Origin of the sequence: Streptomyces sp. NPDC004126 (genome assembly GCF_050275515.1) — a bacterium.
In the GTDB taxonomy this organism is placed as follows: Bacteria; Actinomycetota; Actinomycetes; order Streptomycetales; family Streptomycetaceae; genus Streptomyces.
Map to the genome: position 1 here is coordinate 1 of NZ_JBNNPF010000025.1, position 17,353 is coordinate 17,353.

14 protein-coding genes are annotated in these 17,353 nt (G+C 75.1%); 10 read left to right on the plus strand and 4 right to left on the minus strand.

Annotated features, from left to right (window positions below):
- Positions 1-279: 279 nt before the first annotated feature.
- Complete coding sequence (locus tag ACQKM2_RS23095) at positions 280-1,587, plus strand: MFS transporter (RefSeq protein ID WP_427712547.1); 1,308 nt, start codon at positions 280-282, stop codon at positions 1,585-1,587.
- An 11-nt stretch (positions 1,588-1,598) separates the two neighbouring features.
- Here ACQKM2_RS23095 and ACQKM2_RS23100 read toward each other — a convergent pair whose 3' ends face one another.
- Complete coding sequence (locus tag ACQKM2_RS23100) at positions 1,599-2,519, minus strand: zinc-binding dehydrogenase (RefSeq protein ID WP_427712550.1); 921 nt, start codon at positions 2,517-2,519, stop codon at positions 1,599-1,601.
- 123 nt (positions 2,520-2,642) lie between these two features.
- Between ACQKM2_RS23100 and ACQKM2_RS23105 the strand changes: the two genes are divergently transcribed.
- On the plus strand, positions 2,643-3,365 hold the full coding sequence (locus tag ACQKM2_RS23105; protein WP_427712553.1) for a TetR family transcriptional regulator: 723 nt from the start codon (positions 2,643-2,645) through the stop codon (positions 3,363-3,365).
- Between the two features lie 36 nt (positions 3,366-3,401).
- Here ACQKM2_RS23105 and ACQKM2_RS23110 read toward each other — a convergent pair whose 3' ends face one another.
- The 3 genes from ACQKM2_RS23110 to ACQKM2_RS23120 form a co-directional block, all read right to left on the minus strand.
- Positions 3,402-3,770: a hypothetical protein gene (locus ACQKM2_RS23110; protein ID WP_427712556.1), complete on the minus strand. Its 369-nt coding sequence runs from the start codon at positions 3,768-3,770 to the stop codon at positions 3,402-3,404.
- Between the two features lie 258 nt (positions 3,771-4,028).
- Positions 4,029-4,688, minus strand: a complete 660-nt coding sequence (locus ACQKM2_RS23115) for an HAD family hydrolase (RefSeq protein ID WP_427712558.1) — start codon at positions 4,686-4,688, stop codon at positions 4,029-4,031.
- 87 nt (positions 4,689-4,775) lie between these two features.
- On the minus strand, positions 4,776-6,482 hold the full coding sequence (locus tag ACQKM2_RS23120; protein WP_427712560.1) for a glycoside hydrolase family 13 protein: 1,707 nt from the start codon (positions 6,480-6,482) through the stop codon (positions 4,776-4,778).
- Positions 6,483-6,745: 263 nt separating this feature from the next.
- Here ACQKM2_RS23120 and ACQKM2_RS23125 point away from each other — a divergent pair, with 263 nt between their 5' ends.
- Genes ACQKM2_RS23125 through ACQKM2_RS23160 form a run of 8 tightly spaced genes read left to right on the plus strand, consistent with a single transcriptional unit; the run spans position 6,746 to position 17,351 of the window.
- Positions 6,746-8,362 (plus strand): glycoside hydrolase family 13 protein, encoded by a 1,617-nt coding sequence (locus ACQKM2_RS23125; protein ID WP_427712563.1) that lies wholly within the window; start codon positions 6,746-6,748, stop codon positions 8,360-8,362.
- Positions 8,359-9,642 carry an aspartate aminotransferase family protein gene (locus ACQKM2_RS23130; protein WP_427712566.1) on the plus strand — a complete coding sequence of 428 codons (1,284 nt, stop codon included), beginning with the start codon at positions 8,359-8,361 and terminating at the stop codon, positions 9,640-9,642. Before ACQKM2_RS23125 ends, ACQKM2_RS23130 begins: the two co-directional genes overlap by 4 nt.
- On the plus strand, positions 9,639-10,712 hold the full coding sequence (locus ACQKM2_RS23135) for a zinc-dependent alcohol dehydrogenase (RefSeq protein WP_427712568.1): 1,074 nt from the start codon (positions 9,639-9,641) through the stop codon (positions 10,710-10,712). The genes ACQKM2_RS23130 and ACQKM2_RS23135 overlap by 4 nt, the downstream gene beginning before the upstream one ends.
- A 2-nt stretch (positions 10,713-10,714) precedes the next feature.
- Positions 10,715-11,626, plus strand: coding sequence for a carbohydrate kinase family protein (locus tag ACQKM2_RS23140; protein WP_427712572.1), 912 nt, complete (start codon positions 10,715-10,717; stop codon positions 11,624-11,626).
- The gene (locus ACQKM2_RS23145; RefSeq protein ID WP_427712575.1) at positions 11,623-12,315 is read left to right on the plus strand and encodes an HAD family hydrolase; all 693 of its coding nucleotides are present in this window, start codon (positions 11,623-11,625) and stop codon (positions 12,313-12,315) included. The genes ACQKM2_RS23140 and ACQKM2_RS23145 overlap by 4 nt, the downstream gene beginning before the upstream one ends.
- Entirely contained in the window at positions 12,312-13,580 is a 1,269-nt protein-coding gene (locus ACQKM2_RS23150; protein WP_427712578.1) for a condensation domain-containing protein, read from the plus strand. The genes ACQKM2_RS23145 and ACQKM2_RS23150 overlap by 4 nt, the downstream gene beginning before the upstream one ends.
- An 11-nt stretch (positions 13,581-13,591) precedes the next feature.
- A complete protein-coding gene (locus ACQKM2_RS23155; protein ID WP_427712581.1) occupies positions 13,592-15,916 on the plus strand; it encodes a lantibiotic dehydratase in 2,325 nt (774 codons plus the stop codon).
- Positions 15,903-17,351 carry an AMP-binding protein gene (locus ACQKM2_RS23160; protein WP_427712584.1) on the plus strand — a complete coding sequence of 483 codons (1,449 nt, stop codon included), beginning with the start codon at positions 15,903-15,905 and terminating at the stop codon, positions 17,349-17,351. The genes ACQKM2_RS23155 and ACQKM2_RS23160 overlap by 14 nt, the downstream gene beginning before the upstream one ends.
- Positions 17,352-17,353: the final 2 nt, after the last annotated feature.

The window sequence follows — 17,353 nt, forward strand, 5'->3', positions numbered from 1 at the left end:
GCGCCGCCGGGGGACCCCGCCGACGTGCTGCTGTGGTGTACGGGCCGCGGCGCACTGGACGGACGCCCGCGCCGCACGTCGTGGACGTGGCAGGCTGCGCGGCCCGGCTGAGCGCAAGGCCGCGGCGGCCGTAACCGCTCGTGAGGCGGGGCATGGCCCGAGTCCGCACGTCTGGTTCTCGCCTTACCCCGGGCCGGTGGGCGGGTGGGACACTGCCGCGGTGAATCCTGCCGCCGCCTGCCCCGTCATGTCCGCCCGCGGGCGACGGGGGTGTCTGCTGTGACCCCCTCCCACCGGAAGCCGCCCGAACCGTCCCGCACCGCCGGAGCGGCCCGGCCGGCGGTTTCCGAGGCGGACCTGCCCGCCGTCCAGCGGCGGATCACCACCGTTCTGGTCGCCAAGGAGATGCTGGGCAGCCTGGGCGTGCCCCTGAGTACCGCGCTGACCCCGACGCCGGCCGCCGAGATCAGCGGCACCGAGTCCCTGTCAGGCCTCGCCACCACGGCAGCGGTGGTCGGAGCCGCCCTGGCCGCCTTGCCGCTCGCGGCACTGGCGAACACCCACGGGCGGCGTGCCGGGCTGCTCGCGGGCTACGCGACCGCCACCCTCGGGGCGGGCCTCGTCGTCCTGGCCGTCTCGGTCGAGAGCTTCCCGCTGCTCCTGCTCGGCATGGCCGCCTTCGGCACCGCGTCCTCCGCCGGTCTTCAGGGCCGCTTCGCCGCCGCCGACCTCGCCCCGCCCGAGCGCCGTGCCCGCGCCATCTCCGCGGTCGTCTGGGCCTCCACGGTCGGCGCCGTCGTCGGCCCCAACCTCACCGCCCCCGCCGGTGAGATGTTCGCCGGAACCGCCATACCCGCGGCCGCCGGCCCCTTCGTCTGGGCCGCCGCCGTCTTCACCCTCACCGGCACGCTGATCGCCGTGCTCCTGCGCCCCGACCCGCTGCTCACCGCCCGCGCCCTGGGCACCTCCGACGACCAGCCGTCCGAGGGCCCTCTGTGGCGGGCCGGGCTGGCCGCCGTCAAGGCCTCACCCAGGGCGCGGCTCGCCCTGCTCACCCTCACGGTCTGCCACACCACCATGATCTCGATCATGGTGATGACCCCCGTCGAACTCGCCCACCACGGCGCGGACCTCGACCTCGTCGGCCTGGTCGTCAGCTGCCACATCGGCGGCATGTTCGCCTTCTCGCCGCTCATGGGCCGGCTCGCAGACCGGGCCGGCCGCCTGACCGGCATCGGCCTCGCCGCGGGACTGCTCCCGATCGCCGCCCTGGTCGCCGGCACCGCGTCCGGCGGCCATGCCCAGAGCGCGGCGGGCCTCTTCCTGCTCGGCCTGGGCTGGTCCGCCGGCACCGTCGCCGGCTCGGCCCTGCTCACCGACTCGGTGCCCCTGTCCGCCCGGGCCGCCGCACAGGGCCTGAGCAGCCTGGCGATGTCAGCGGCGGCCGCCATCGGCAGCGTCCTCGCCGGCCTGGTCATGGCCCAGGCCGGTTACGGCCTGCTCAGCACCATCAGCGCCGCACTGCTCCTGCCGGTGGCCGCTCTCCTCATGTTCACCGCCCTGCGCCACCGACCGGCACCGCAGTAGGCGCGGTCGGGTCAGTCGAGGGTGAGGACGGCCTTGCCGGGGAGGCGGCCGGAGCGGACGGCGGTGATGGTGTCGGCGGCGTCGGTCCAGGCGCCGCGCCAGGAGATGTGGGGCCGCAGTCGTCCCGCCGCCGTCTGTTCGGCGAGCCAGGTCAGATCGGCGCGGTCGGCGAGGCCGAGGACGGTGGCGATCTGACGGTTGGGGCGGGCGGGGTCGGCCATCAGGGCACCGGGCGGGAAGGTCGTGGCGGTACCGGACGCGGCTCCGAGGGTGACCAGAGTGCCTCCCTCGTCCACGCAGCGGTAGGCGTCGGCGGTGACATCGCCCCCCACCAGGTCCACGGCCCCCCATACGGGGGTGGTGAGGTCGGCGGGGGAGGCCACGGTCTCGTGGGCGCCCAGTTCGCGCAGTTCGCGTGCGCGGTCCTCGTCGCGGGCGGCGGCGATGACGTGGGCGCCGCCGAGGGCGGCGAGCTGGACGGCGTACCGGCCGACGGAGCCGGCCGCGCCGGTGATCAGGACGCGGCGCCCGAGGATCGGACCGAGGCGGCGCAGGCCCCGCAGGGCCGTTCCGGCGGCGACCGGGAGGGTGGCGAGCGGGCCGAGGTCGGCGCCGTCCGGCACCGTGCCGATCTGCGTGGTGTCCACGGCGCGCAGCTGCGCCCAGGCGCCGGAGACGCCGAGGGTGATGACCGGTGTGCCGGCGGCTGGGCCGGAGCCGTCGGCGGCCGCCCGCTCCACGACGCCGGCGGCGTCCCAGCCCAGGACGCTGCCGGGGGCGGCCTGCGGCAGCAGGTAGGTGAACTCCGCGGGGTTCAGCGAGACGGCGTGAACCCTGACCAGGGCCTGGTGGGGTGCCGGTGCGGGGTCCGGCACGTCCTCGGCCAGGCGCAGGCGTCCGGGTGCGGAGTCGTCGACGATCACGGCATGCATGGGGTCCTCCTGACGGGGTGGGGTGATTCCCTCGCCACCCATTGTGCCACTCAGTGGCATTTGCTGCTCAGTGGCACACTGCGCTGATGTGCAGTTGCCGGTCGTGGCCCTAGACTCCTCCGTATGGCCGGTGGGACGAGCGGTACGGCGGATCGGGGCGCCGCAGGGGCGGACAGGAGCCTGCCGCTGCGTGAGCGCAAACGGCTGCGCACCCGGCAGTCGCTGGTCGCCACGGCCCTGGAGCGCTACACCCGGGACGGGTTCGAGAGCACCACGCTGGACGACATCACCGACGAGGTGGAGATCTCCAAGCGGACCTTCTTCCGGTACTTCACGTCCAAGGAGGACGTGGCCCTGGCGCCGCAGAAGCTCTACTGGGAAGCCCACTTGGAACTGCTCGGCGAGCTCCAGCCCTCCGGAAGCCTCGTCGAAGCGCTCCACCGCGCCCACGCCGCCACGCTGGAGCGGATGGACGAGGGGTGGGAGAGCCAGTTCCTCGTCCTGTGCCGGCTGATCGGGCGGACCCCCCAGCTCGCCGCCCACAGCCTCCGCCACTGCGCCGAGACCACCGAGGTCATCCTCGCCCTGCTCGGCGAGCGCCTCGCCCCGCTGGACCCTTCCGATCCGAGGCTGCGCATCGCCCTCGACATCGCCGTCTCGGCCTGGCGCTGTGCCGTCCAGGACTGGACCGTCCAGCGGGACGGGGGCGGGGACGGGGGCGGGGATGGGGACGGGGATGGGGACGGGGGCGGCCGGGGAGGACTCGCCGCGCACATGGAGCGCGCCTTCGCCTCCGTGGCCGGAGCGCTGGCCCTCACCGTGCCGGCGCCGGAGTCCCTCGCGTGACCCTGCCGGCCTGGGCTCCCGGTCCGGCGCGAGGCGTTATGCGGTCGCTGCCGGGGGAGCGGGCAGGGTCAGCGGCCGGTCGTGCAGGCCCAGGCGGCGCAGGATCGCCGTGAGGTGCTCGCTCAGGAGGATGCGCGCGGCCGCCCCGTCGCCCGAGGTGAGGGCGTGGGCGATGGCGTGGTGCTGTTCCGTCACCGCCGTCACCGCCGTCAGCTCGGCACCGAGGGCGCGTACGGCCTCATCGCCGCGCCCGGCGACCGAGTCGAAGGCGAAGAGCTCCAGGAGCATGCGGGCCTGCAGGATGTCCCGGCCGGCCGACAGCGGGACCGGTACGACCTGCGCACCGCGCTTGGGGTACAGGCGCAGGAACCCCTCGGCCTGAGGGCGCAGGAACGCCTCGCGCACCGGTCCATCCGCTGCTCCCCGCCGTTCCATACGCTTCGACCCGGTCGCGGCGGACCCGTTCCCCACCCGGCCCGGCGGGCCGGCCGGGGCCGGTGACGAGTCGGGGCGCGGCCTGGGCATCGTGGCGGCACTGGCGCAGAGCAGCCGGCTCCGGCGCCTGCCCGACGGATCCACCAGCGCGTACGCGGCCCTGCCGCAGCACCCCGCTCCGTGACCGCCGCCGTACGAGGAGCCCCGCGGGCGGCCCCCCGGGGGGCGTCAGCCGGCGGTCGCCATCCGGACGGCCGCCGGAAGGGAATCGGCGACGGGCCAGCCGGCGCGTGCCAGGCCGGCCCGGTCCTGGACGCCGCCCGTGTGCAGGACGGCGCGGACCCCCGCGCGGCGGGCGGCGTCGCCGTCGTCCTCCGTGTCGCCGATCAGGACGACCCTGCCGGGTGCCACGCCCGCCCCGGCCAGCGCCGCCAGATGGTCCAGCAGCCGCGGGTGCTTGCCGCCGGAGGCGTCTCCCGTACGGCCGGTGACCAGCGTGAAGCGGTCGGCGAGACCGTGTCCGGCCAGTGCGGCGGACAGGGCCTGTGCGGGGTGGAGCGACAGCAGGGACTGGGGTACGCCCTGCCGGTCGGCGAGGGCGAGGGCCTCCAGTGCGTCGACGGCGAGGGAGGCGCTGCCGCTCCGGTAGTGCGCGTGGTAGGCGGCCGCCATCCTCGCCAGGGCGTCCTGGTCGGGCACTGTTCCGTGGGTGCGCCGGATCAGGTCCGCCGAGGAGAGGGAGAAGGCCGCGCGGTAGCGGTCGTACGTGATGGGGGCCAGCCCGGCCGCCCGGTAGGCGGCGTTCATGGCCTGCGCGATCAGCGGCGCGTCGTCGAGCAGGGTGCCGTTCCAGTCCCACACCAGGTGGGGCGTCGTGTCCGTGTCCATGGGGAACTCCTCACAGCGGGGCGGGGCGGGACGGACGGAGGCGGTGCGGCCGGGCGGGGTGCCCGGCCGCACCGCCCGCGCGTGGGGTCAGACCGCCCACCAGACGGTGGTGTCCGGCTCGATCACGGCGACCGGCCCGGCGGGCCCCGCGTCGGTGGAGGCGAGGAGGACCTCGCCGGGAGCCGTCATCTCCACCGGCGCACCGGTGATGTTGGCGGTGCAGACGAACGAGCCCTCGGCGCTGTCGCGGCGGAAGGCGAGCACCCCGGCCGGGGCGTCCAGCCAGGTGACCCGGTCGCCGGCGCCGAGCGCGGGGTGCCGGCGCCGGACCGCCAGGGCGCTGCGGTAGAGCTCCAGGGTGGAGGTGGGGTCGCCGGTCTGCGCCTCGACGCTGAGCGAGGCCCACTCGGCGGGCTGCGGCAGCCAGCTCGGGCCGCCTTCCGGGCCGAAGCCGTACGGGGCCTCGGTGCCGGACCACGGGATCGGGACGCGGCAGCCGTCGCGGTAGCCGTCCTGGCCGTTGTGGCGGAAGAAGGACGGGTCCTGGCGGACCTCGTCGGGCAGGTCGACGACCTCGGGCAGGCCGAGTTCCTCGCCCTGGAAGACGTACGCGGAACCGGGCAGGGCGAGCATCAGCAGGGTCGCGGCCCGCGCCCGGCGCAGGCCCAGTTCGCGGTCGCCCGGGGTGCGCATCTGGGTGCCCCGGCCGGGCGGGTTGCCGAACCGGGTGGCGTGCCGGGTGACGTCGTGGTTGGACAGTACCCAGGTCGCGGGCGCGCCGACGGAGCGCATCGCGTCCAGCGACACGTCGATCACCTCGCGCAGCGGGGCGGCGTCCCAGTCGGTGCCCAGGTACTGGAAGTTGAAGGCCTGGTGCAGTTCGTCCGGGCGGACGTACTTGGCGGTGCTGGTGACCGTCGGGGTCCAGGCCTCGGCCACGAAGATGCGGTCGTCGCCGTACTCGTTCAGCACGCGGCGCCAGTCGCGGTAGATCTCGTGGACGCCGTCCTGGTCGAAGAACGGCATCTCGTCGTTGCCGAGCAGCTTGAGCTGCTCCTTGGTGCCGATGTCCGGCAGCCCCGCGGCCTTGACCATGCCGTGGGCGACGTCGATGCGGATGCCGTCGATGCCGCGGTCGAACCAGAAGCGGATGATCGAGCGGAACTCGTCCTGGACGGCCGGGTGTTCCCAGTTGAAGTCCGGCTGCTCGGGGGCGAACAGGTGCAGGTACCAGTCGCCGGGCGTGCCGTCGGGGTCGGTGGTGCGGCTCCAGGCCGGGCCGCCGAATATCGACTCCCAGTCGTTCGGGGGGAGTTCGCCGTCCTCGCCCTTGCCGGGGCGGAAGTGGTAGCGCTCGCGCAGCGGGGAGCCGGGGCCCTCGCGCAGGGCCTGCTGGAACCATTCGTGCCGGTCGGAGGAGTGGTTGGGGACCAGGTCCACGATCACCCGCAGGTCCAGGGCGTGGGCGTCGCGGATCAGCGCCTCGGCGTCGGCGAGGTCGCCGAACACCGGCTCGATCCGCCGGTAGTCGGAGACGTCGTAGCCGGCGTCGACCTGCGGGGAGGCGAAGATCGGCGACAGCCAGACGGCGTCCACGCCCAGGTCGCGCAGGTGGGGCAGGCGGGAGCGGACGCCGGGGAGGTCGCCGACGCCGTCGCCGTTGCCGTCGGCGAAGCTGCGGGGGAACACCTGGTAGATCACCGCGCCGCGCCACCACTCGGGCGTGGCCTGGGGGCGGTGGTCCGCGTCCGGCCGCGGGGCGGACGTCGGCGCGTCGGCGACGGTCTGGGTCACTGAGGGTCTCCTCTGACGGGGGCCTGGGGGGCCTGTTTGTTCGGCAGGACAGTAGTGCCGACCAACCCCCTTCTGGAAGATCTTGCAGAAAATTTCAGCAAGCAGGGCAGGGCAATGCCCGTTACTTCCCCGTTCGTGCTGCGCTGAGCTGCAATTTCTTGCAGAAAACTCATGAAAGACCGTTGACGGTCTCAAGATCCGCCTCCTAGCCTCACCACGGCGCGCCAAGTCCTCATGTCCACCACCGACGATTGGTTGCACTGATGCAGCACGCTCACGGCACAACAGGAGCCGCCTGGTGGCGGGATGCCGTCGTCTACCAGGTCTATCCGCGCAGCTTCGCCGACGGGAACGGCGACGGCGTCGGCGACCTCGCAGGCCTGCGCACCCGCCTGCCCCACCTGCGCGACCTCGGCGTCGACGCCCTGTGGATCACCCCGTTCTACGCCTCGCCCATGGTCGACGGCGGGTTCGACGTCGCCGACCACCGTGCGATCGACCCCCTGTTCGGGACCCTCGCCGACGCCGAAGCCCTGATCGGCGACGCCCACGCCCTCGGTCTGCGGGTGATCGTGGACCTGGTCCCCAACCACACCTCCGACCGGCACGACTGGTTCCAGCGGGCCCTGCGCGAGGGCCCCCGCTCCGCGCTGCGCACCCGCTACCACTTCCGCCCCGGCAAGGGCGCGGACGGCGAACTGCCGCCCAACGACTGGGAGTCGGTGTTCGGTGGCCCGGCCTGGAGCCGCACCACCGACCCCGACGGCACGCCCGGCGACTGGTACCTGCACCTGTTCGCCCCCGAGATGCCCGACCTCGACTTCGACAGCCCGGCCGTCCAGGACGAGTTCCGCTCGGTCATCCGCTTCTGGCTGGACCGCGGCGCCGACGGCCTGCGCATCGCCGACGCCCACGGCCTGGTGAAGGCCGCCGGGCTGCCCGACCTCGGCCGCAGCGCCCAGGCCGGACTGCTCGGCAGCGAGGCCGTCCCCTACTTCGACCAGGACGGCGTCCACGAGATCCACCGCGCGTGGCGCCGGATCCTCGACGAGTACCCGGGCGAGCGCATCGCGGTCGCCGAGGCGGTCACCCCCGACGCGGACCGGCTCGCCCTCTACGTCCGCGGCGACGAGCTCCACCACACCCAGAACTTCGACTACCTCTGCGCCCCCTGGGACGCCGAGGCCCTCCGCACCACCATCGAGCGGACCCTGACCGCCCACACCGCGGTCGGCGCCACCGCCACCTGGGCACTCGGCAACGCCGACGTCCACCGCGTGGTCACCCGCTACGGCGACGGCGAAACGGGCCTGCGCCGCGCCCGTGCCGCCGCCCTGCTGACCCTCGCGCTGCCCGGGGCCGCGTACGTCTACCAGGGCGACGAGCTCGGCCTGCCCGAGATCCTCGACCTGCCCGAGGACGCCCTCCAGGACCCCCAGTGGGAACGCTCCGGACACACCGAACGCGGCCGCGACGGATGCCGGGTCCCCCTCCCCTGGGAAGGAACCGCCGCACCCTACGGCTTCGCACCCGAGGACGCCGAGCCCACCTGGCTGCCGCAGCCCGCGGCGTGGGCCGGGCTCAGCGCCGCCGTCCAGCACAAGGACCCGGACTCCACCCTGGCCCTGTACCGGGAGGCGCTGCGGATCCGCCGGCAGACCGAGGACCTCGGCGACGGCCCCCTCGACTGGCGGCCCGGCCCGTCCGGCACCCTGGTCTTCGCCCGCGGAGCCGTCGTCTGCACGGTCAACACCACCGGCGAGCCCGTCGAGCTGCCCCGCCCGGGTGAACTGCTGCTCTCCAGCGCCCCCTTCGACGCCCCCGACGCCGACCGGATCAGCCTCCCGTCGGACACGGCCGCCTGGTGGCGGGCCCAGTGACCACCGACACCACCGCCCTCGGCACGGTCGCCGCCGAGCCCGCACTGGACGGCGACGGCCTGTGGCTGCGCACCCCCGAGGGCCGCACCCTGCTGGACGCCGCCTCCGGCACCTTCAACCTGCCGCTCGGCTACGCCCACCCGCACGTCGTCACGGCCGTCCAGCGGCAGGCCGGCCGGATCTCCCACGCCGGCTCCGGCTTCACCCGGCCGGCCGGTGACGCCCTGGCCGCCCGGCTCCTCGCCCACGCCCCGGCCGCCCTCTCCCGCAGCTGGATCCGCGACGTGTCCGGCTCCACCGCCAACGAGTGCGCCGTGAAGATCGCCCAGAAGTACACCGGGCGCCGGCAGGTCGTCAGCTTCTTCCTCTCGCACCACGGCCAGACCATGGCGACCACCGCCATGTCCGGCAACGCCTTCCGCCGCCGGCCCTTCCCCGCCTCCGCCACCACCGAGACGCTGATCGTTCCCGGCGCCTACTGCCACCGCTGCTTCTACAACTCCACCTATCCGAGCTGCAAGGCACTGTGCGCGACCCGGATCGAGGACTTCCTGGAGTACGCCAGCAGCGGCGACGTGGCGGCGGTGCTGGTCGAGCCCGTCCTCGGCAACGGCGGCAACATCGTGCCGCCGCCCGAGTTCTTCAGAGAACTGCGGCGGATCTGCGACCGGCACGGCATCGTCCTCATCGCCGACGAGGTCCAGACGGGCCTCGGCCGCACCGGCCACATGTTCGCCTCCGAACACCTCGGCCTGGAACCGGACGTCGTCACCCTGGCCAAGGGCCTCGGCGGCATCGGCCTGCCCGTCGGCGCCGTGCTGATGCGCGAGGAACTCGACGTCCTGGACCCCCACGACCACTCCTTCACCAGCGGCGCCGGCCTCCTCGGCCTCGCCGCCGCCCACGCCACCCTCGACGTACTCGAACAGCCCGGCTTCCTCGACCGCGTCGACGCACTGGGCGCGACCATCGGCACCCGGCTGCGCGCCCTCGCCGACGAAGTGCCCGCCATCAGCGACGTCCGCGGCCTCGGCTACATGTGGGGCATCGAGCTGTCCCGCCCCGACGGATCCCCCGACCCGGAACTGGCCCGGGCCACCATCGCCGCCGCCGAATCCGGGCACGACCTCGTGCTGCGCGGCTCCCGCTACGGCTTCGGCAACGTCGTCAAGGTCCGGCCCGCCCTCATCGCCGACGAACGCGACCTGGACGAGATCTGCGCCCGCCTGCGCCTGGCCCTGCTGGACGCGACCAAGACCCTGGAGAGTGACCGCCCGTGACGCACCCCGAGCCCATGAAGGCCCTCGTCTACCACGGCCCCTTCGACCTGCGCGTCGAGGAACGCCCCAGACCCTGGGCCACCGGACCCGACGACGTCGTGGTGCGGGTGCGGCGCACCGGCATCTGCGGCACCGACATCGGCATCGCCACCGGCAAGTACACCGCCACACCGGGCGTCGTCCTCGGCCACGAGAGCGTCGCCGAGGTCGCCGAGACCGGCCCCGGCGTGACCGACCTCCCCGTCGGCACCCCCGTGGTGGTCAACCCGACGTACTACTGCGGCTCCTGCCCGCCCTGCCGGTCGGGCAGGGAGAACCACTGCGCACGCAAGCACGAGACCGAGGCGGGCGTCTCCGCCGACGGCCTGTTCGCCGAGTACTACCTGACCACCCGGACGTTCCTCCACCCGATCCCGGCGGGCAACGACCGCCCCGCGATGGTGCTGGGCGAGCCGCTGTCCTGCGCGATGACCGGCGTACGCAGGCTCCGCCTCACCCCCCAGCTGCGCGCCGCCGTCCTGGGCGCCGGCCCGATGGGCGTCATGTACGCGTCGCTGCTGGCCCAGCAGGGGCTCACCGGCGTCCTGGTGGAAGCCTCCCCGGCGCGGGCCGGCGCACTGCGCGAGGCCCTGCCCGGCCTGTGGCCCGTCGTCGGGACCCTGTCCGAGGCGGCCGAGCGCCTGGCCCGGCCGGGCACCGGCCTCGACGTGGTCGTGGACACCACCGGCGTCCTGCTGGAGGAGGCCCTCGGCGTACTCAACCCGGGCGGCCAGCTGCTCCTCGTGGGACTGAGCGGCGGCACCGCCACCATCGACCCCGCGCGGATCGCCGACAACAGCATCCAGGTGATCGGCTCGATCGACTCGCTCGGCACCTTCGGCGACGCGGTCGAACTCCTGGCCAACGGCGCCCTGCCGCTCGACGGCGCGGTGACCGCCGAAGTCCCCCTGGAGGAGTTCGCCCGCGCCTTCGCCCTGCTGGGCGTCGACCTCGAAGCCGGACACCGTACCGAACCCACCGGCCACCTCAAGGTGTGCCTGACCCCGGCCACCGCCGGAAAGGAGCAGTGACCATGCACCCCAGCGACGTCGTCGTGATCGGCTTCAACACCATGGACCTGGTGTTCACCGGCCGGGAAGCCCTGCGCCCCGACCAGAAGGTCCACGCCGACAGCCTCACGCAGCACGCGGGCGGCCAGGGCTCCAACGCCGCCGTCGACCTCGCCGGCCTGGGACTGGCCGTCCACTACGTCGGCATGTTCGGCGACGACGCCTGGGGCGAGCGGGTCCGGGCCTCGATGACCGACGCGGGCATCACCGTCGACGGGTCCGTCACCGTCCCGGACTGCCCCAACCACGTGGCTGTCGTCGCCGTCGACACCACCTCCGGCACCCGCTCGATCGTCATGTGCAAGGACCCGCGGCTCACCGCCCCCGCCGACCTCGTCCCCTCCGCCGCCCTCCGCCGGACCCGCGCCTTCTACACCGACGGCCACGAGTTCGAGGCCTCCGTGGCCGCCGCCGAACTCGCCCGCAGCCTGGGCGTACGGGTCTTCGCCGACCTGGAGGTCGCCCGCGAGGACGCCGCCCGGCTCCTCGCCCACGTGGACGAACTGGCCGCCCCGCTGGAAGTGGTCCGCACCCTCGCCGGGACGGACGACGAGGCCGAGGCGCTCGCCCGCGTCCGCGCCCTCGGCCCGGCCGTCGTGATCGCCACCAAGGGCGCCGACGGCTGCACCGGACTGGACGAGGAGGGCCGCCACTTCCAGGCGGCCGCCTTCCCCGCCGAGGTGGTCGACAGCACCGGAGCCGGGGACGCCTTCCACGCCGGCTTCCTCGCCGCCCGGCTGCGCGGAGCCTCCGTCCAGGAGGCCGCGGCGTTCGGGAACCGGGCCGGCGCCCTCAAGTGCGGGCACCCCGGGCCCCGGGTTCCGCTCGCCGCCATGGCACGGCTGCGGGACCAGCCCGAAGGGCCCGCCGCGTGAGGGAGCTGCTCGAACGCGGCGGCCGGCCGGCCGCCGCGGCACTCTTCGACTGCGACGGCCTCCTCGTCGACACCGAACCGCTGTGGGGCACCGCCATGGAGCTCGTGCTGCGCTCCCTCGGCCGGGAGACCGACGTGGACGCGCTGACCCGGGAACTGACCGGGGCGTCCATCGCCCGGACCGTGGAACGCCTCCACGCACTCGCCGACACCCCCGGCCTGACGCCGCACGAGGTCGAAGCGCAGCTCCTCGGCCGCTACGCCGAGGCGGTGGCCCGGGAGGGCGTACGTCCCATGCCGGGTGCCGTGGAACTGGTACGCGCCCTCGCCCGGGACATGCCGGTCGCCGTGGTGTCCAACAGCCCGGAGCCCGCGGTCCGGGCCGTGATCGCGGCCGTCGGCCTGAGGGACGAGGTGTCGGCCGTGGTCGGCGCGCACGGAGCCTGCCGCCCCAAGCCCGACCCGCAGCCGTACCTGACCGCCTGCGCGGTCCTCGGCGTCCGGCCCGCGGCCTGCGTCGCGTTCGAGGACTCGCCGGACGGCGCGCGGGCGGCGGCCGCCGCCGGGCCGCGCCTGCTGGTCGTCCCCGCGCCGGGCGTCCCCGCGGCCGCCTACCCGGCGGGAGCGACCCTGCTGCGTTCGCTGGCCGACGTCCTGCCCGACCGCGCACCGGCGGGGGAACAGCGGTGACCGCGACCTCGGAGACGACCGACACCCAGGCCTCCATCCTCGGATTCCTCGCGAAGGCCGGGGACTCCGCCGACGGCGACCCCTACGTCCTGGCCCGCGTACTGGAGCTGCGCGGCCCCGTCGACCCGGCCCGTTTCGACGACGCGGCCCGGGCGCTGGCCGCCCGCCACGAGGCACTGCGCACGGTGTTCGAGCACGGCCCGGACGGCTGGACGCAGCGGATCCTCGCACCCGGCCCGGTCGACGTCCGCCACGTCGAGGCGGCCGGGGGAGACCCGGAGGCGCTCGCCCTGGTCGCCGCCGAACGGGCCCGGAGCTTCGACGTCCGGCGCGAGACGCAGCTGCGCGTACGGCTCTACCGCACGGGCCCCGACCGCCACCTCGCCGCGTTCCTGTTCCACCACCTGACCTGCGACGGCTGGTCGATGGCGATCGCCCTGCGCGACTTCGGCGCACTGTACGAGGGCCGCCCGCTGCCCGAGCCCGGCAGGTTCCGCGACTTCGCGGCCTGGCAGCGGCAGCGCTCCCAGGGCGACCCGTGGGAACGCCATCTCGCCCACTGGGCGGGCAGGATGGAGGGCTTCCGGCCCGAGGGCACCCTCGCCGAGGCCGCCGCCACGGCCGGGGACCACCGGGCCGGGAAGGCCTGGGTCCAGGTACCCGAGACGCTCCAGCGCCCGCTGCTCGCGGCCGCCGGAAAGGCCCGGGTCAGTCCGTACGTGGCGCACTCGGCGGCCTGGGCGCTGGGCATCGCCGACGTCCTGGGGGAGCAGTCCTTCCTGCTGGCGGGCCCGGTCGCGCTGCGGCACGCACGCGGCGCCGAGCACATGGTCGGGGACCTCACCAACATGCTGCTCTGCCCGGTGCGCGTGACGCCCGACACGACGGAACACGAGCTGGTCGCCACGATGCACCGGGGCCACTACGCGGCACTGGGCAGGCTCGACGTCCACTACCAGAGGGTGCTGCGCGCACTGGACCTGCCGACCGGCTACCACGCCCGGATCGGCTACCACACCCAACCGCGCGGCGAGCTCGCCGTGCCCGGACTGGAGACACGGGCCGTACGCCTGCCGGGCGAACTGACCAGCCGCCGGCTCGTCGCGCTCGAACTGGACGCCTCTACGGCCCGGCCGTCCGGAGCGGTGGTCTACCGCCGCGCGCTGCTGCCCCACCGGGACGCAGAAGAGCTTGCCGCCGCCTATCTGCGCCGCCTGGAGGCGTGCGGACGGGCCCTGGAGGAGTGGGGAACGCGAACACCGTGACCGGGGAAGCCATGACAGAGGATCACATACCGCTCGGCGACGGCCGCTGGAGGCTGTGGAAGGGCGCGGTGCTGCGCGGCCCCGGCTTCCCCTGGCGGACCGTCGACGCGTTCACCGACGCCGGGCTGGCACGCGCCGCCGACCAGCTGAACGAGGACACCGCCGCCAAGGGCCGGCGCCGCCCCGAGCCGGCGCGGGCGGACGAGTTCGCCGGGCGCTTCGAGACCGCCGCCGCCCGGCTGTCCGCCGCGGTCGCCGAACTCGCCCGCGACCCGCACTTCCGCGAGGCCGTCACCTGGCAGAACCGCGAGTTCGTACGCACCTGCCTGGACCGTGAGACGGCCGACTCGCGCCGCGACGCCCGGGCACGCAAACGCGAATCCTCCATCGTCGCCTACGCCCAGCGCTACGCCACCAAGAACGAATCCATCGGCTTCTTCGGCCCCGTCGGCTGGGCCGAATGGGAACCCTCGACGGAACACACCCGCGTACTGCCCGGTACCGGGCTCCTGGGCCGGCGCACGGTGTACTTCGAGTCCTGGGCCGTCGACCTCGTCGCCCGCGCCCTCGCCGCCCGGCCCGAGCTGCTCCCCGGACTGCCGCCCCGCCCCGTGCCGGCCCAACTGGTGCGCGACGGCGCCGTCCTGCGCCCCACCGGCGCGCCCGTACCGCTGGACCCGCTCGAAGCGGAGGTCCTCCTACGGTGCGACGGCACGCGCACGGTGCGGGAGCTGGCCGCCGCACTGGACCTGCCCGAACAGCGGGTCGCCGACGCCGTGCGGGAACTGGAGCGCCGCGACGTGCTCCGCCTCGACCTCGGCGGCCCCCTGGAGACCCACCCCGAGCTGCGGCTGCGCGAACGCCTGGCCCGCGTCCCCGACGCCCCGGCCCGCGAGGCCGCCCTGCGCGACCTCGACGCGCTCACCGGAGCACGCGACCGGGTCGCGGCCGCCGCCGGCGACCCCGAGCGGCTGGCCGGCGCGCTCGCCGGGCTCGACGGCGCCTTCGAAGCGCTGACCGGCGAGTCCGCCACCCGCCTGCACGGCCGGACGTACGCGGGCCGCACCCTCGTCTACGAGGACACCACCCGCGAGGTGAGCGCCGGCTTCGGCGCGGGAGTGCTGCGCGAACTCGCCGACCCGCTGGCCCTCGTACTGGACAGCGGCCGCTGGCTGGCCGCCCGGATCGGTGCCGCCTACCTCGAACGCTTCGACGCGTACCTGACCCGCAAGCAGACGCGGACCGGGCAGGACCGGGTGCCGCTGACCTCCCTCCTCGCCCTCGCCACCCGCGACCTGTACACGGGAGCCGGAACCCCGCCCCTGGCGGCCGAGGCCACCGCCGAACTCCAGCGGCGCTGGGCCCGGATCCTCGCCGTGCCCGAGGGCGTGCGCCGCCACGAGGTGGCGGCCGAGGACATCGCGTCCGCCGTACGCGAGGCGTTCGCCTGCGAGGCACCGCCCTGGGCGGGGGCACGGCACCACTCGCCCGACGTGATGCTGGCCGCCGCTTCGGTGGAGGCCGTGAACCGGGGCGACTTCGACCTCGTCCTCGGCGAACTGCACCTCGCGTACAACACGGTGGAGGCCAGGGCCCTCGTCGAGCAGAGCCCGGACCGGGCGCGGCTCCTCGCCCTCGCCGAACGGGCCGCCGGGCCGGGCCGCGTCATGCTGGCCGCCCCGCGCAGCTGGGGCGCGGTCACCAGCCGCACCAGCCCGCCCTCGGCGCTGCTGTCGCCCGCCTGGACGTACTGGGCCCTGGGCGAGGACGACGTCTGCCACCTGCCCGGCGAGGTGCTGCCCGCCGCCGCGCTGGAGGCCGGCCGCACCGCGGAGGGCCTCGTGGTGCGGCACCTGCCGGACGGGCGGACCTTCCCGCTGGCCGAGGTGATCGGCGACTACCTGTCGGCGGTCACGGTCAACGCCTTCCGGATGCTGCCGCGCGGGCGCCACACGCCCCGGGTCGGCATCGGCCGGCTCACCGTCGCCCGCGAGACCTGGAGACTGCCGGCCCGCCGCTTCGACTGGGCCTTCCAGCTCGACGAACGCACCCGGTACCTCCAGATGCGGGCCTTCGTGGCACGGCACGGCCTGCCCGAGCGGGTGTTCTGCTCGGTGCCGCTGGAGATGAAGCCCGTCTTCGTGGACTTCAGCAGCATCCCGCTGACCAACACCCTCGCCGGGCTGGTGCGCCGGACGGCGCGCGAGGGCGGCGGCGCGGACATCAGCCTGTCGGAGCTGCTGCCGGACGCGGACTCGCTCTGGCTGACCGACCGCTCCGGGGCGCCCTACACCTCCGAACTGCGAACGGTGGTCTTCGAAGATGACCGGCACTGACCCCCGCGGCCCGGCCGCCCTGGTGGAGCCCGTACGGGAGTCCGCCCGGCGCACCCCGGACGCCGTGGCGCTGAGCGGGCCGGGCGAGACCCTCACCTACCGGCGGCTGCTGGAACGGATCGACACCGCCGCGGCCCGGATGCGTGCCGCGGGCGTCACCCCCGGCGACACCGCCGTCCTGCACGCCACCCGGGACCCGCGCCTGCCGGTGACCCTGCTCGCGGCCTGGTCCGCCGGGGCGTGCGTCGCCCTGCTGGACGCCGCTCTGCCGGCCGAACGCCTCGCCGCCTGCGAGGCGCTGGTCCGGCCCCGCTGGCGGCTGTCCGGAGACCGCACGGAACCGTACGGCACGTCCGGCCCCCGGCCGGCGCACGGCGGCAGCCACATCCTGCTGACCTCGGGAACGACGGGCGGCCCCGCCGCGGTCCTGGCCGGGCCGGACGCGCTGCGCCGCGGCCTCGACTGGTACGCCGAAACGTTCCGCCCCGGCCCGGGCGACCGGGTGGCGCTGCTGGCCGGACTCGGACACGACCCCCTGCTGCGCGACGTCCTGGTCCCGCTCGGCAGCGGCGGAACCCTCCTCGTCCCGCCGGCCGACGTCTTCTCCCACCCCGCCGCGCTGCTCGGCTTCCTCCGGCAGGCCGCGCCGACCGTCCTGCACACCACCCCGGCCCTGCTGGAACTGCTGCTCGCCGCGGACACCGCGGACACCGCGGCGGACGGCGGCGCCCTGCGCTCGCTGAGGCTGGTCGTCTCCGGCGGCGCACGGCTCGGCGCCGGGCTCGCCCGGCGGCTGCGCCGCGCCTGTGACGCGGTCCTCGTCAACGCCTACGGGGCCACCGAGACACCGCAGATCGCCTCCTGCGCCGTCGTGGACGTCGCCGCCCTCGACGCGGCCGGCGTCCCCGACTCCGCCGGGCTGGACATCGGCGCCGGGGTGGCCGGAGCCGAGCTGCTGCTCGCCCCGGACAGCGGCGAGGTGCTGGTACGCAGCCCCCGCCTGGCGCTCGGATACCTCGACGGGACCGGCCGCGAGGGGCGCTTCGCCGCCGACCCGCGCGCAGCGCCCGGACACGGCCTCTACCGCACCGGTGACCGCGGCGAGCGGCTGCCCGGCGGCGGCATCCGCATCACCGGCCGGCTGGACCGCGAGCTGTCCGTGAACGGGCACCGGCTCGCCCCCGAGGAGATCGAGTCCGCCGCCCGCCGGCACCCCTCGGTCCTGGAGGCGCACGCGGAGGCGGTGACGGGCCCGGCCGGGGAGGTCCTGGGGCTGACGGTGGTCCCCGCCCCGGGCGAACGCCTCGCACCGCGCGAGATCCGCGCCCACCTGGCCGCGCTCCTGCCGCGCCACGCCGTCCCGTCCCGGATCCGGACCACCCCCGGGCTCACGCTCGGCCCCACCCACAAGGCAACCTCGGAAAAGTGGAGTTGAAC

What these genes read in the sequence shown, in the direction of transcription:
- ACQKM2_RS23100 (WP_427712550.1), bottom strand. Translation starts at nt 2,519, where the DNA reads ATGCATGCCGTGATCGTCGACGACTCCGCACCCGGACGCCTGCGCCTG.
- ACQKM2_RS23105 (WP_427712553.1), top strand. Translation starts at nt 2,643, where the DNA reads ATGGCCGGTGGGACGAGCGGTACGGCGGATCGGGGCGCCGCAGGGGCG.
- ACQKM2_RS23115 (WP_427712558.1), bottom strand. Translation starts at nt 4,688, where the DNA reads ATGGACACGGACACGACGCCCCACCTGGTGTGGGACTGGAACGGCACC.
- ACQKM2_RS23125 (WP_427712563.1), top strand. Translation starts at nt 6,746, where the DNA reads ATGCAGCACGCTCACGGCACAACAGGAGCCGCCTGGTGGCGGGATGCC.
- ACQKM2_RS23140 (WP_427712572.1), top strand. Translation starts at nt 10,715, where the DNA reads ATGCACCCCAGCGACGTCGTCGTGATCGGCTTCAACACCATGGACCTG.
- ACQKM2_RS23155 (WP_427712581.1), top strand. Translation starts at nt 13,592, where the DNA reads ATGACAGAGGATCACATACCGCTCGGCGACGGCCGCTGGAGGCTGTGG.
- ACQKM2_RS23160 (WP_427712584.1), top strand. Translation starts at nt 15,903, where the DNA reads ATGACCGGCACTGACCCCCGCGGCCCGGCCGCCCTGGTGGAGCCCGTA.